The following is a 12,683-nucleotide window of genomic DNA, read 5'->3' as shown; positions in this document are numbered from 1 at the left end:
CTTCACAGCCTGACCCGATTCGCTATCATCATGGCTCATCAATGCATCAGGGAGTCGATCATGAGCCTCGCCAGTGTGCGCGCCTTTCTCGCCGAAAACGCCCCCGACATCGAGATACTCGAACTCGAGACCAGTACGGCCACCGTCCAACTGGCCGCCGAGGCGCATGGGGTGGCGCCCGGCCAGATCGCCAAGACCCTGGCCTTCCGGATCGGCGATAGACAGGTACTGGTGGTGGCCAGTGGCGACGCGCGCTTCGACAATCGCAAGATGCGCGATGCCTTCGCCGGCAAGGCCAAGATGCTCGATGCCGAGACCGTGCTGGCACTGACCGGCCATCCCGTGGGCGGCGTCTGCCCGTTCGGCCTGGCCACGCCGCTGCCGGTCTACTGCGATGCCTCGCTCAAGGCCTACGACGAGGTGCTGCCCGCCGCCGGCGAGGTGAACAGCGCCGTCCGCCTCGCGCCGGCCCGGCTCGCCGAACTCGTCGGCGCCGAGTGGGTGGATGTCTGCAAGACACCGGAAATCGCCTGAACCATGGCAGATCTCGCGTGGTACCAGTATGCGCTCATCGGCTTGATCTTCGCCTGGAGCGGCTTCGTCAGGACGAGTCTGGGCTTCGGTGGCGCGGTGCTGGCCTTGCCCTTTCTGCTGCTGGTCCTCGATGAGCCGCTGGTCTTCCTGCCGATCGTCGCCATCCATCTGTTGATCTTCTCGAGCTGGATCGCTTGGCGCGGCCATCGCCAGGCTAGCAACTCCGAGGCCGGACAAGGGAACGATGGCGGCAACATCGATTGGGCTTACCTATTCCGGGCACTGAAGATCATGATCGTGCCGAAGCTGATCGGCGTGGTGGGTCTCCTGACCCTGCCGGGCCACATCATGTCGATCATCATCTTCGCGATCGTGCTCGTCTACGGCACGAGCTACCTGCTGAACAAGCCGTTTCGCAGCCAGGGCAAGGTGGTCGATTGCACCTTGCTGGGACTGGGCGGCTATGTCAGCGGCACCTCGCTGATCGGCGCGCCCTTGATCGTCTCGGTGTTCGCCAGCCATGTGGCGAAGCACCAGCTGCGCGATACCCTGTTCGTGCTGTGGTTCATCCTGGTGGCGATCAAGATGGTCTCGTTCCTCATCGCCGGCGTGGACCTGCAACTGATCCACCAGCTCTGGCTGCTGCCCTGTGCGCTGGTCGGCCATCTGCTCGGCGAACGCGCCCACCGCTACATGCTGTCCGCCGGCAGCGGCGTTTTCTTCCGTGTGCTCGGTGCGGTGCTGATCCTGGTCAGCGTGCTCGGGCTGATCGTCGGGTCCGGCTGAGGGAATCTCCTCAGCCACGCGTCGCCAGGGCACGGCGACATTCCTCGCGGTAGGCATCGAGTTGCCTCGCGGGATCGGCCGGAAGTCGCCCCAGCTCGGCGGCCAGCTCGAAGAAGCCCGTCGCCGGCAGCCCCTCGCCTCGCTGACTGACGACCAGAGCGGCAATCATGGGACGCCCCTGCTGAGCGTCCTCGCGCATCAGCGCTTCCAAGGCCGTCGTCACGCGCTGGATGGTGCGCGGTGGTGTCAACCCGAGCGCCTCGGCCAGCTGGCGATAGGTCATCGGCAAGGCCGTGTCGGGCACCGTTTCCAGCACCCGCCGCGCCTGATCGGCAAGGGCCTGCTCGCCACTCCCGGAGGCGCCCCCGTCGCTCATGACAGCGCCTCGGCGATCTCGCGCTCGCCGTCGAGCAGGTCGAATTCACGGTCAGCCAGCGTGCGCGCCTGGACCAGATGCAACAGCGCGTGCGCCACATTGGCCCGGGAGACGGTATTCTCACCACCGGTTTCCTCGAGCGAGGTGGCGACCTTGCGGGTGGCGGCCTCATCGGTCAGCCGGCCGGGCTTGAGGATGACATGCGGCACGCGAGCATGGCGAAGGTGCGCATCGGCGGCAAACTTGGCCGCCGTGTAGGGACGCAACTTCTCGGGGGCAGTCAACGGATCCTCGGCACGCATGGCGCTGACCATCAGATAGCGCGACAGTCCCAGCTCACTCACCAGGTCGGCGGCTCGAATCGCGCCATGAAGATCGATCATCAACGTCTTGTCAGGCCCCGTATGCGGCCCGGACCCTGCCGTGAAGAGCACCTGGTCGCAGCCTTCGAAGGCATGGCGCAGCTCGCCTTCCAGATCGGCCACCACGGTGTCGATGCCACGCTCCTCGAACCAGGCGCGCTGTTCTTCGCTTCTCACCATCGCCTTGATGGGCTCGCCCGCCGCTTTGGCCAGCTCGCAGAACTGGCGCCCGATCTGTCCGTTGGCGCCGATCACCAGTGTCGTCATGCCGCCTCCTCGCGTGGGTGTGTCTCCCTTGCATGTGGGCCGGCCCCGAGAGATTCAAGGCCGGCCCGACGCGAGTGCAGCAACCACAGCCGTTCAGTGTTGCTGCAAGGCTCTTGTCACGAGCTTTCCGACCTCGGCGATGGCAGCGTTGCGCTGGTCCATGTCGCCTTCGAACTCGGTGAGGTAGGCGCTGATGATCACCGGTTCGCCGTCCGACGGCCAGGCCACCGCCACGTTGTTCGTCGAGCCATGTTCACCACTGCCGGTCCGGTCGCCGATCCGCCAGTCATCGGGTAGGCCGGCGCGCAGGCGAGCATCGCCCGTCCGGTTGCCGAGGAACCAGTCGGTGAGTCGCTCTCGGGACTCTTTCGAGAGTCGATCGCCGAGGAACAGCACCTGCAGGTCGGCCGCCATCGCCGCCGGCGTGGTGGTGTCGCGCGGATCGCCGGGAGTGGCCTCGTTGAGCTTGGTTTCCCAGCGGTCGAGGCGCGTCATGTCATCGCCCAGCGAGCGTGCGAAATCGGTCACCGCACTGGGGCCACCGATCGCCTTCAGCACCATGTTGGCTGCGCTGTTGTCGCTGTAGCCCATGGCAGCTTCGCAGAGCGAATCCAGCGTCATGCCGGGTTCCCCGACATGTTCCTGGGTGACCGGCGAATAGGTCACCAGATCATCCTTCTCGTAGATCACGCGGCGCTGCAGTTCTTCCTGGCCGGCATCCACGCGATCCAGCAAGGCGGCGCAGGCCAGGACCTTGAAGGTACTGGCCATGGGGAAACGTTCGTCCTCGCGATGGCCCCAATGCCGGCCACTGCCGGTATCGGTCACCGTGACGCCAAGACGACCATCAAGCCGCTGCTCCAGCGATGCCAGCTCGGCCTCCAGGCCAGCGCTCTCGGCATCGGCCAGGGTGATCATCGGGGTTAGCATGGCTCCCGCCACGGCCAGGGAACCAAGCAGGGCAGTGAACCCACGACGGGTCAGGGATAACGACACGACATTCTCCTTACATGTGAGGAAACACTTCGATCAAGCGGCAAACAGGCCAGATTAAACGCTGCTCGGCCAGATATCCGATTCCTTCACGACATCATCGAAGATCAAGCCTATATAGCGGCCATTCGCACCACAAACCATGATATTTTGCCTCACACATAAGCTGAGTTAGGGCTTGTCATGGCCAGACCCCACCTTCCCCTCAATGCCCTGCGTGCCTTCGAGGCCGCCGCGCGACATGCCAGTTTCACTCAGGCAGCCAACGAACTGAACGTCACCCAGGCGGCCGTCAGCCATCAGGTCAAGCTGCTTGAGAACCGGCTCGACGTGGCGCTGTTCAAGCGTCTGCCCAGGGGCCTGCTGATCACGCCGGAAGGCGAGGCGCTGCTGCCCATCATGCAGGATTCCTTCGATCGCATGGCCGAGATGCTGGAACGCCTGGAGACGGGGCGGGTCCGCGACATCCTGATGGTCGGCGCGGTGGGAACCTTCGCCGTGGGCTGGCTGTTGCCCCGCCTGCCGGACTTTCAAGCGCGTCATCCACTCATCGAGATGCGCCTGTCGACCCACAACAATCGAGCCGACATCGCCGCCGAAGGGCTGGATTATGCAGTACGCTTCGGCGATGGAGGCTGGCACGGCACCGAGGCGATACCGCTGTTCGAGGCGCCGCTTTCCCCGCTGTGCATTCCGCGCATCGCCGCCACCCTGCGCGAGCCGGCCGACCTGACACAGCATCCCCTGCTGCGCTCCTACCGCGAACACGAATGGGCGAGCTGGTTCGAAGCCGCCGGCGTGCATGCCACACCACCTCTCGCCCAGGGCATCGTCTTCGATTCCTCGCTGGCAATGATGGACGCCGCCCTGCAGGGGGCCGGAGTGGCGCTCTGCCCGCCCCGGATGTTCACTCGACAACTGGCCAGCGGCGCCATCCGCCAGCCCTTCGACCTGCACACTTCCATGGGCAGCTACTGGCTGACGCGCTTGAAGTCCCGCCCCGTCACACCGGCTATGCACGCCTTCGAGGACTGGCTGGGCAAGGCCATCGCCGCGGATACCACCCCGGCATTTCCCTGAATACCGGCCATTGCCGTAAGATACCGCCCTTGTCATGACAGGAGCACGCCCGTGAACCCCGAGGACCTGGAACGACTGGTGACCCTGCGGATGCCCTTCGGCAAGTACGAAGGGACCCTGATCGCCGACCTGCCTGGCCCCTACCTCAACTGGTTCGCCCGAGAGGGCTTTCCAGGCGGCGAGATCGGCCGGCTGCTGCACCTGATGCATGAAATCGACCATAACGGTCTGGGCGGATTGCTTGACCCACTGCGACACGCGTCGCAGGCATGACCCCGGACCCGGGGAGCCTATGCTGCGTATTTCCAACACCGTGGAACTGAACGACCGGGAAATCGAGATCACCCAGATTCGCGCCCAGGGCGCGGGGGGACAGAACGTCAACAAGGTCGCCTCGGCGGTGCACCTGCGCTTCGACATCCCCGGTTCGAGCCTGCCGCCCTTCTACAAGGAACGCCTGATGGCGCTGTCGGATCAACGCATCAGCAAGGAAGGGGTCATCATCATCAAGGCGCAGAACCATCGCACCCTGGAGCTGAACAAGGAAGACGCCCTGGAACGGCTTCGCGAACTGATCCAGGGCGCCGTGCGGCCGCGCAAGACCCGCAAGGCGACCCGGCCGACCCGGGGCTCCCAGCGCCGCCGGGTCGACAAGAAGGTGCAGAAGGGCAAGACCAAGGCCCTGCGCGGCAAGGTCAAGCCCTGACCGGACATGTCCATCCGGATCCGCAGGGTGCCGTCATGCATGGTCACCGTACTCGTCGTGACGGCGCCACCAGATCCCTCCCGACTCGTTGCGTCCCTTGGGAGCTCGATCGAGCCATTGATAGGCGCCCCACAAGCCATCCAGTCCACGCGAATACGCGGAATAGCAATGGTAGACGACGCCATCCTCCAGGACGAAGGTGCTCATTCCCGGCCGGTCGCGCTGGTAGGTGGGTGAATCGGTGCCGCACATGGCCGCGAACTGCGCTTCCGGTGCCTCGCCACCGCCTTCTTTCCCCTCCCGCCATGCGAAGGCAGGCTCGCGCTGATAGTTGTACTCGATGTCGCCGTCACGCTGTTGCTGCTCGGTGAACCAGACATTGAAATCGAAGTTGAAGTCGCCATCGGGCGACGACGCCCAGGGAAAGGACCAGCCCATGCGCTGCTTGTAGGCTTGCAGGACCGCCAGTGGTGCTCGTGATACTGCCATCAGGGTGACGTCATGATGGGCCAGATGGGTCGTGAAGCCGTTGAAACCATCCGCGATCATCGAACAGGACGGGCAACCCGCCTTGTAGTCCGGCCCGAACATGAAATGATAGACGATCAGCTGCGAGCGCCCCTGGAAGAGATCCTTGAGCGAGGCCTCTCCTTTCTCGGTATCGAATCGATACGACTTGTCGATCCGTACCCATGGCAGCGACTGCCGCCACTGCGCCAATTCATCACTGCGCCGGGTCAGCGCTTTCTCCGCCTGGAGCAGTTCGAGACGCTCCCTCAGCCATTCTTCGCGTGTCCCGGTTCGATGTCCCGTCATCTCGGCATTCTCCTTTCGAATCGTGCATGATCGCTCGTGTCATCTCTCGGGCCTGTCGATACCGACCCATGAGATATAGTTAGTACATGCACGGCGCGTCCGGGAGTAACAATGATGGCGACATTTCCATGGATGCCCTGATCGCGGCTGCGGGGCGCGCGCTCGCGCAGGGCGACCCGCTCGGCGCACTGAACCGGATTGCCCTGCGCGAGGATGCGCCAGCCCTCGCCCTGAGGGGCATCGCCATGGCGCGGCTCGGCGATCTCGCGCTGGCCCGGGAACGGCTGCGCGATGCCGCGCGAGCGTTTGGCTCGAAGGACACGGTGGCGCGTGCGCGATGCATCATCGCCGAGGCCGAGATTGCGCTCGTCTCGCGTGACCTCGGCTGGCCCGCCAGGGCGCTCGAGGATGCCCACGCGACCCTCGCGTCACACGGCGATCTCGTGAATGCCTCCCATGCTCGTCACCTCGAGGCCCGCCATCTGTTGCTGCTCGGTCGCCTCGACGCGGCCGACGAACGCCTCTCGGGCATCGATCCCGCCGCCTTGCCACCGGCCTTGCGAGCCGCCCATGAACTCGTGGTAGCGGGCATCGCGACGCGACGACTCAAGACCGGCCGAGTCCATTCCGCACTCGCCAGAGCCGGGCACGCCGCTCGCGCCGCCGGCATTCCAGCCCTGCTGGCGGAGATCGAAACCGCCACCCATGTGCTGCACACCACCGCGGCGCGCCGAATGACATGCGACGGCGAGCGCCCCCTGCTGCTCGCGGATGTCGAGGCTCTCCTGGCCTCCCGGGCCTTGGTGGTGGATGGGTGCCGCCATGTCGTGCGCCACACCGACACCCTGGTCGCGCTGACCCGACGGCCAGTATTGTTCGCGCTCGTGCGCGCCCTGGGCGAAGCGTGGCCCGACGACGTACCGCGGGAGATCCTCATCAAGCACGCCTTCCAAACGCGCTACATCGACGAGACGCATCGTGCGCGGCTGCGGGTCGAGATCGGCCGACTGCGCACGGCGCTGCGCCCGCTGGCCACGGTGAACGCGACACGCCGAGGCTTTGCGCTCGCGCCACACGATGCCCGCGATGTCGTCGTGCTGGTGCCGCCCGACGATACGCCGCATGCCGATGTGCTGGCCTTGCTCGCCGACGGCGAAGCCTGGTCGAGCTCGGCCCTGGCACTCGCTCTCGGGGTCAGCCAGCGCACCGTACAACGCTCGCTCGATGCGCTGGCGGCGATGGGCAAGGCGCAGGCCCATGGCCGTGGGCGGACGTGTCGCTGGATGACAGCCACCATCCCCGGGTTCACGACAACCTTGTTACTCCCTGGTCCACTGCCGAGCGGCTAGCCTTGGTCAGGTAATCGACAACCAAGGAGAAGACGATGCAACGACATTCAGCCGACGTGATCCGCGAGTACGGCCCGTTTCCCGGCATCGAGTGCGTGCATGGCGTGACATTCGACGGCCGCTCCATCTGGCTGGCGACCGGCGAGACGCTGACCACCCTCGATCCGGAAAGCGGCAGGACAGGGCGCTCGGTGGATGCTGCGGCAACCGCCGGAACGGCCTTCGATGGCCAGCACCTGTACCAGATCGCCGGCAAGCGCATCCAGCGCATCGATCCAGAGACGGGAGATGTGCTCGCGACGATCCCCTCGCCCAGCGAAGACGATGACTCGGGGTTGGCCTGGGCCGAAGGAACACTCTGGGTAGGACAGTATGAAGGACGCAAGATCCTTCAGGTCGATCCTTGGACCGGCGACGTGCTGCGCATCCTCGAATCCGACCGCATGGTCACCGGCGTTACCTGGGTGGACGGCGAACTTTGGCACGGCACCTGGGAAAGCGGCGAAAGCGATGTGAGGCGGGTCGACCCGCATACGGGGGAGGTACAGCAACGCCTCGAACTGCCGACCGACACGGGGGTCTCGGGGCTCGAATCCGACGGGGCCGATCGGTTCTTCTGCGGCGGCGGCCCCAGCGGGCGGGTCAGGGCCATCCGACGCCCGACGCGAAATGCCTGACGACGACGCCCGCCACTCGGGCAGGATGGCTCCCGGGGCCACCCTGCCCCGACACATCGCCCCGCCGCGCCTTCGGTCGGACGTGCATGCGCTCTTTCAGCCGACGACAACCAGCCTTGGCCATATCGACAACCACTCCTTGCGGCGGAAGCGCGCACGAAATGCCGTCCGGTTGCAGCATCGCGGATTGTAGGTCACCTCGCCTGCCAGCAACGACGCCAGGCCGAATGGTGCCACCAGTGACAGGCGCTGATCCCTGCCGAGATGGGCACCCACGGCCGTTTCATGCTCGACCCAATACGTCATGGCATCGCACGTCGAGCGATAGGGGGCATCGCCATTACGTTCATGCATCCTGGCCTGATTCTTGACCGACCAGGGCAGGTTCGACACGGCACCTAGATACTCCTCCAGCTCACGATCCCGCGCCGCCGAGTCATCCCGGGCATCGAAGTACACGAGATCAATGTCATTGAGCGGCGTCGGATGCGTGTATCCGTGGAGACGATCCCATACCAGGTTGCGCACGAAACCTGCAGCCAGGCACCAGTCGTCCAGGCGCAGTCGTTCGGCGAGCTCCAGTGCTTCGAGCCGAGCGGGGTCGGCACGTAACCAGGCAAGAACCCGGCTTTCCAGGTCATGGCACATGACAGGAGGCCTCTACCCGACAGGGGCTAGCTATCCGACAGGAGTGGCCATCTCTCGCCACTGTTCCCGGGACAGGCGGTACAGGCGAACATCGCGCCCGTGGAAACGGCTCGTGACGAATGCCCGGAACCCGACCTTCTCCGCCACGCGAATGGAGGCCAGATGCGCCGGCTCGATGACGGCCACTACCGTCTCCAGGCACTGAGCGTCGAAGGCATTCGCCAGCACGGCCCGGGCCGCCTCGGGGGCCAGTCCGCGATGCCAGAAACGTCTGGCCAGTCGATAACCGATCCCGATCTCCTCGACACCCGCCACCTCTTCCGGCACCAGGCCACAGAACCCCACGAACTCACCGCTCTCCCGTTCGATCAGCGCCATGGGCCCGAAGCCACGGATCGCGTGGCAATCCCGGCTCCAGTCAAGGAAACGACGGGTGGCCCGTCGGTCGCAGACGCCTCGAACGGAAAACCGCATCACCGCCGGATCACTCAGAATGGCCGCCAGGTCGGGCAGATCCTGCTTCGATAAGCGGCGGATGGTCAGCCTATCGGTCTCGAACGAGAGGTCGCGGCTTCTCTTCATGGGCCTCGTTGCCTTGCGATCATGCAGGGTCTCGTGCCGACCGACGGCATTCACCGGTCCGACAGCGCCAGTTGAACACCCAACCCCGCAAAGGCACCGGAGAAACCACGTCGCAGCCATGATTGCACCCGGGGCGATTCGACGACGCCCCGGCGGAAGGCATGCGCCAGGCAGCCGTAGCCGACGAAGACGACGAGCGTCATCACCATGAACACGGCGCTGAGTCCCATCAGCTGCCACAATCCGGGCACCGCACCGGGCACGACGAACTGCGGCAGAAACGCCATGAAGAAGAGGGTCAGCTTGGGATTCAGGCTGTTGATCAGCATCGCCTTGAGGATGAGGCTCAGCGCGCTGGATCGCGTGACGCTTTCGTCCAGTGCAAAGGCAGAACGATCCCGCCAGGTGGCATAGGCCAGATAGAGCAGATAGGCAACACCGGCGAACTTGAGCACTTGAAAGGCGACCGCACTGGTGTGCAGGATCGCCGCCAGGCCAAGTACCGTGGCCAGCAGATGAGGCACGATACCGATCGTGCAGCCCAAGGCCGTGTAGAGGCTCGCGACACGCCCTTGAGTCAGCCCCGCCGTCACCGTGCACACCACGCCGGCGCCAGGCACCAGAACCACGATCAGGGACGTGACCAGAAACTCGATGGATATCATGTCGGATTGTCCTCGAAAGCTCGGATGACAATGGACGAACTTCGAGTCTAGGCCATTCTGGACAAACCGACGAACACGGCATGCCCTTCAGGCAATTATTCTCCCGCCTGCTGACGGAACGTCCCTTCTTCTCGCAATCCGACCCGATTGCCATCGGGGTCGAAGAGGTTGATGGTCGCGCCCCAAGCGTTACGCTCGATGCTCGCCTCGATGCCCTGGGCACGCAGGGTCCCGAGGGCCTCTTCCAGGTCCGCCACGTTGAACCGGAGCTTCGTGGCATTCTCGGCAATACGCTTGCCTTCGGGACGCGCCACCCCGCCGGTTTCGACCATCAAGTAGGCACCGCCAAACTCCAGGCAGGTCAGTCGGAAGTCGCCTTCCTGCTTCTCGAACATGACGGGCAGCGCGAGAACATCTCGATAAAAGGTCACGCACGCCTCATGGTTCTCGGTGTTGAGAATCACGCCGGTTCGCTGGAGTCGCATCGCTCATATCCTTGTCGTGAAGACTTTCGAACATCGCCTTCAGCATACCGTGAATCGTAGTGGGTGCTGATATGCTCCTTTGGCCATGTGCCCGTACTTGCCCCAACCCACCCGGTAGTTTTCCGCTCGCCCACCACTCCATCAATCCCACACGACGCTGAACGCTCGGGTCGAAGCGCTCGGCTCACTCCGCACGGACGATCACACGGTCGCGTGGCCAACGCACCTTCTTGAGACCGGCAAGCCAGTCGGTCTCCAGGTCGCGATAGCCGAGCGTCACCACCACGGCGCTGCGCAGCCCGCGTTCCGGCAGGCCAAGGACTTCGTCCAGGGCCGCCGGATCGAAGCCCTCCATGGGGGTGGCATCGACACGTTCCATGGCGGCTGCTGTCAGCACCATGCCCATGGCCAGATAGGCCTGCCGTGCGGCCCATTGATGCCTCGCCTCCGGTGTCGACAGGCGAGCGACCGTCTCCGCGATGGTATGGCGATAGCTTTCGAGGGATGCCGGCTCGACCCCACGTTCCTCGGCAATCAGCGCCATCAATTGGTCGACCTCGGCGTTGCCGATGCTCTCCCAGGTGGCAAACACCAAAAGGTGAGAGCCCTCGACGACCTGGGGTTGATGGTACATCGCTGGCTGGCAGCGCTCTCGCAGCTCCGGCGTATCGACCACCACGATCGAGTAGGGCTGCAGGCCATAGGACGAGGGCGCCAGGTGGGCCGCGTCCAGGATGCGTTCGAGTGTGGCATCGGGTACGCGACGGCCGTTCATTCGTTTGGTGGCGTAGCGCCAGTTCAGGGCAGTATGCAACATCATCAGGACTCCTCGGGTTGATGGGGGGCCGGGCGCGTCGAGGATGGTACTGCTCGCCAGGACGCACGTTGGAAAACCAGGGTGCCGGCAATGACCAGGCCACCGGCGATGGCGAGATTGGGCGGCGCCGATTCCCCCAGAAAGAGTACGGCGATAGCCGTGCCCATGACGGCGGCGACGGTGCCGATCTGGCTCAGATACACCGGGCCGGCTAACCGTTGAAGGATGAAGAAGAACAGATACAGAACGGTGAAGATGGCCATCTCGACCATCAGCAGCCCCACTGCGGCGGATGAGTCGAACAGCTCCCCGATCTGGCCCGGTTCGGTGCCGAGTGCTATCGGCAGCAGACCGAGCGCCGCCCCTGCCAGCACCAACGCAGTGAGATAGGTGAGCGGCACGCCATCCGGCCAGCGCCGGGTCCGGTAGATGTTACCCAGCGCCAGCATCACAGGCAGCAGCAGGATCAACAGCGACCAGCCCAGTTGACCGCCGCCGGCCTCGGCCTTGGACAAGGCCAGCACGACACCGCCGGCCAGCCCCAGCAAGACGCCGATCAACCGGTCCCAGCGCAGCGACTCCATTCGCAGGAGCACCGCCAGCAACCAGGTCACCAGTATCGGGAAGGCAAAGCTCAGCGAGACGAACCCTGCGCCCACATGACGCACCGCCAGAAAGCCCAGTGCATTGGGCATGGCCAGCAGGAGCCCGGCGACCAGCGCGTACTCGATGATGCGGCGATCGAGACGCCAGTGCCCCCGTTTCGGCACCGAAAGCAGCAGCAGAGCGAGACTGGCGCCGACCATGGCCACCATCAGGAAGGTGAGGCGTGGCAGTTCCGCCGCATCGGCGAACTTGGCCACGCTCAGTGACAGGGCCAGCAACGTCCCTACCAGCAGCAGGCAGCCCAGGGCCTTGACGACGTCGGCCTTGTGTCCCGTGGGTACATTCGCCATTCTATGCTCCTCTATCTCGTTGTCGTGTATCACGATAAAAAGAATCTTAGTATCAAGATAAATGGATGGCAAGGACTATGGACAGAGTCAGTGTCGCGATCGATCAGTGGCGCCGGGAACGGCCCGAACTCGAGCTGCTGCCCATGGAGCTGACCGCCCGCCTGGGGGCCGTCAGCCGCCATATCACCCATGACTACCTGGAGCCCTTCTTCAGAGAGCGCGGCTTGCAACCAAGAGAATTCGATGTGCTGGCAACCCTGCGTCGCGCCGGAGAACCCTATGCCCTGACGCCGACCCAGCTGTTCAAGGTGCTGATGTTCTCTTCAGGAGGCATGACCAACCAGCTCGACCGCCTGGAGAAGGCCGGCTTGATCGCGCGTCGCCCCAACCCGGATGACCGCCGCAGCATGCTGGTCACCCTGACGGAAGAAGGGCTTGAGCTCGTGAACAGCACCGTCGCCTTGCATGTGGACAACGAGGCCCGAGCGCTCTCGCCGCTGAGCGATGAGGAGCAGCGCGCGCTGAACGCCCTGCTGGCCAAGTTGATGAGCGGCCTGGACGCCAACGGCTAATTGGCATGGTCA

General features: G+C 64.6%; 18 protein-coding genes. 8 read left to right on the top strand and 10 right to left on the bottom strand.

Going from position 1 to position 12,683, the window contains the following annotated elements:
* Positions 1-60: 60 nt before the first annotated feature.
* Both A9O65_RS03705 and A9O65_RS03700 read left to right on the top strand, forming a co-directional pair.
* Positions 61-534 carry a YbaK/EbsC family protein gene (locus tag A9O65_RS03705; protein ID WP_064698947.1) on the top strand — a complete coding sequence of 158 codons (474 nt, stop codon included), beginning with the start codon at positions 61-63 and terminating at the stop codon, positions 532-534.
* A gap of 3 nt (positions 535-537) precedes the next feature.
* Complete coding sequence (locus A9O65_RS03700; protein ID WP_064701396.1) at positions 538-1,320, top strand: TSUP family transporter; 783 nt, start codon at positions 538-540, stop codon at positions 1,318-1,320.
* Between the two features lie 10 nt (positions 1,321-1,330).
* On the opposite strand, the gene A9O65_RS03695 is transcribed toward A9O65_RS03700, so the two are convergent.
* The 3 genes from A9O65_RS03695 to bla all read right to left on the bottom strand — a co-directional run bounded on the left by A9O65_RS03695 (position 1,331) and on the right by bla (position 3,321).
* Entirely contained in the window at positions 1,331-1,696 is a 366-nt protein-coding gene (locus A9O65_RS03695; protein ID WP_064701395.1) for a hypothetical protein, read from the bottom strand.
* Positions 1,693-2,325, bottom strand: coding sequence for an NAD(P)H-binding protein (locus tag A9O65_RS03690; RefSeq protein ID WP_064701394.1), 633 nt, complete (start codon positions 2,323-2,325; stop codon positions 1,693-1,695). Before A9O65_RS03690 ends, A9O65_RS03695 begins: the two co-directional genes overlap by 4 nt.
* A 93-nt stretch (positions 2,326-2,418) precedes the next feature.
* Positions 2,419-3,321 carry a class A beta-lactamase gene (gene bla / locus A9O65_RS03685; RefSeq protein ID WP_217641198.1) on the bottom strand — a complete coding sequence of 301 codons (903 nt, stop codon included), beginning with the start codon at positions 3,319-3,321 and terminating at the stop codon, positions 2,419-2,421.
* Between the two features lie 180 nt (positions 3,322-3,501).
* Here bla and A9O65_RS03680 point away from each other — a divergent pair, with 180 nt between their 5' ends.
* The 3 genes from A9O65_RS03680 to arfB are packed head-to-tail and all read left to right on the top strand — an operon-like array spanning position 3,502 to position 5,104.
* Complete coding sequence (locus A9O65_RS03680; protein WP_064701393.1) at positions 3,502-4,398, top strand: LysR family transcriptional regulator; 897 nt, start codon at positions 3,502-3,504, stop codon at positions 4,396-4,398.
* Positions 4,399-4,449: 51 nt separating this feature from the next.
* A complete protein-coding gene (locus A9O65_RS03675; protein ID WP_064701392.1) occupies positions 4,450-4,671 on the top strand; it encodes a DUF3820 family protein in 222 nt (73 codons plus the stop codon).
* A 19-nt stretch (positions 4,672-4,690) separates the two neighbouring features.
* The gene (gene arfB, locus A9O65_RS03670) at positions 4,691-5,104 is read left to right on the top strand and encodes an alternative ribosome rescue aminoacyl-tRNA hydrolase ArfB (protein WP_064701391.1); all 414 of its coding nucleotides are present in this window, start codon (positions 4,691-4,693) and stop codon (positions 5,102-5,104) included.
* Positions 5,105-5,137: 33 nt separating this feature from the next.
* On the opposite strand, the gene A9O65_RS03665 is transcribed toward arfB, so the two are convergent.
* Positions 5,138-5,920 carry a DUF899 domain-containing protein gene (locus A9O65_RS03665; RefSeq protein WP_064698940.1) on the bottom strand — a complete coding sequence of 261 codons (783 nt, stop codon included), beginning with the start codon at positions 5,918-5,920 and terminating at the stop codon, positions 5,138-5,140.
* 86 nt (positions 5,921-6,006) lie between these two features.
* Here A9O65_RS03665 and A9O65_RS03660 point away from each other — a divergent pair, with 86 nt between their 5' ends.
* Together A9O65_RS03660 and A9O65_RS03655 are read left to right on the top strand one after the other, a co-directional pair.
* Positions 6,007-7,269 (top strand): winged helix-turn-helix domain-containing protein, encoded by a 1,263-nt coding sequence (locus tag A9O65_RS03660; protein ID WP_254783120.1) that lies wholly within the window; start codon positions 6,007-6,009, stop codon positions 7,267-7,269.
* Positions 7,270-7,304: 35 nt separating this feature from the next.
* On the top strand, positions 7,305-7,946 hold the full coding sequence (locus A9O65_RS03655; RefSeq protein WP_064701389.1) for an NHL repeat-containing protein: 642 nt from the start codon (positions 7,305-7,307) through the stop codon (positions 7,944-7,946).
* Positions 7,947-8,042: 96 nt separating this feature from the next.
* Here the strand turns inward: A9O65_RS03655 and A9O65_RS03650 are convergent, their stop codons facing one another.
* The 6 genes from A9O65_RS03650 to A9O65_RS03625 form a co-directional block, all read right to left on the bottom strand.
* Positions 8,043-8,594, bottom strand: a complete 552-nt coding sequence (locus A9O65_RS03650) for a nucleotidyltransferase family protein (RefSeq protein WP_064701388.1) — start codon at positions 8,592-8,594, stop codon at positions 8,043-8,045.
* 30 nt (positions 8,595-8,624) lie between these two features.
* A complete protein-coding gene (locus tag A9O65_RS03645; RefSeq protein ID WP_064701387.1) occupies positions 8,625-9,176 on the bottom strand; it encodes a GNAT family N-acetyltransferase in 552 nt (183 codons plus the stop codon).
* 50 nt (positions 9,177-9,226) lie between these two features.
* On the bottom strand, positions 9,227-9,841 hold the full coding sequence (locus tag A9O65_RS03640) for a LysE family translocator (protein WP_064701386.1): 615 nt from the start codon (positions 9,839-9,841) through the stop codon (positions 9,227-9,229).
* Between the two features lie 95 nt (positions 9,842-9,936).
* Entirely contained in the window at positions 9,937-10,326 is a 390-nt protein-coding gene (locus A9O65_RS03635) for a VOC family protein (protein WP_064701385.1), read from the bottom strand.
* Between the two features lie 184 nt (positions 10,327-10,510).
* Positions 10,511-11,146, bottom strand: coding sequence for an NAD(P)H-dependent oxidoreductase (locus A9O65_RS03630; protein WP_064698934.1), 636 nt, complete (start codon positions 11,144-11,146; stop codon positions 10,511-10,513).
* Complete coding sequence (locus tag A9O65_RS03625) at positions 11,146-12,099, bottom strand: DMT family transporter (protein WP_064698933.1); 954 nt, start codon at positions 12,097-12,099, stop codon at positions 11,146-11,148. The genes A9O65_RS03630 and A9O65_RS03625 overlap by 1 nt, the downstream gene beginning before the upstream one ends.
* Positions 12,100-12,176: 77 nt before the next feature.
* On the opposite strand from A9O65_RS03625, the gene A9O65_RS03620 reads away from it, so the two are divergent.
* Positions 12,177-12,671, top strand: a complete 495-nt coding sequence (locus A9O65_RS03620; RefSeq protein ID WP_064698932.1) for a MarR family winged helix-turn-helix transcriptional regulator — start codon at positions 12,177-12,179, stop codon at positions 12,669-12,671.
* Positions 12,672-12,683 lie beyond the last annotated feature (12 nt).

Source organism: Halomonas caseinilytica, assembly GCF_001662305.1.
GTDB lineage: Bacteria > Pseudomonadota > Gammaproteobacteria > Pseudomonadales > Halomonadaceae > Halomonas > Halomonas caseinilytica.
Note: the sequence above shows the minus strand (reverse complement) of the source record. Positions and strands in the feature narration are given on the sequence as shown.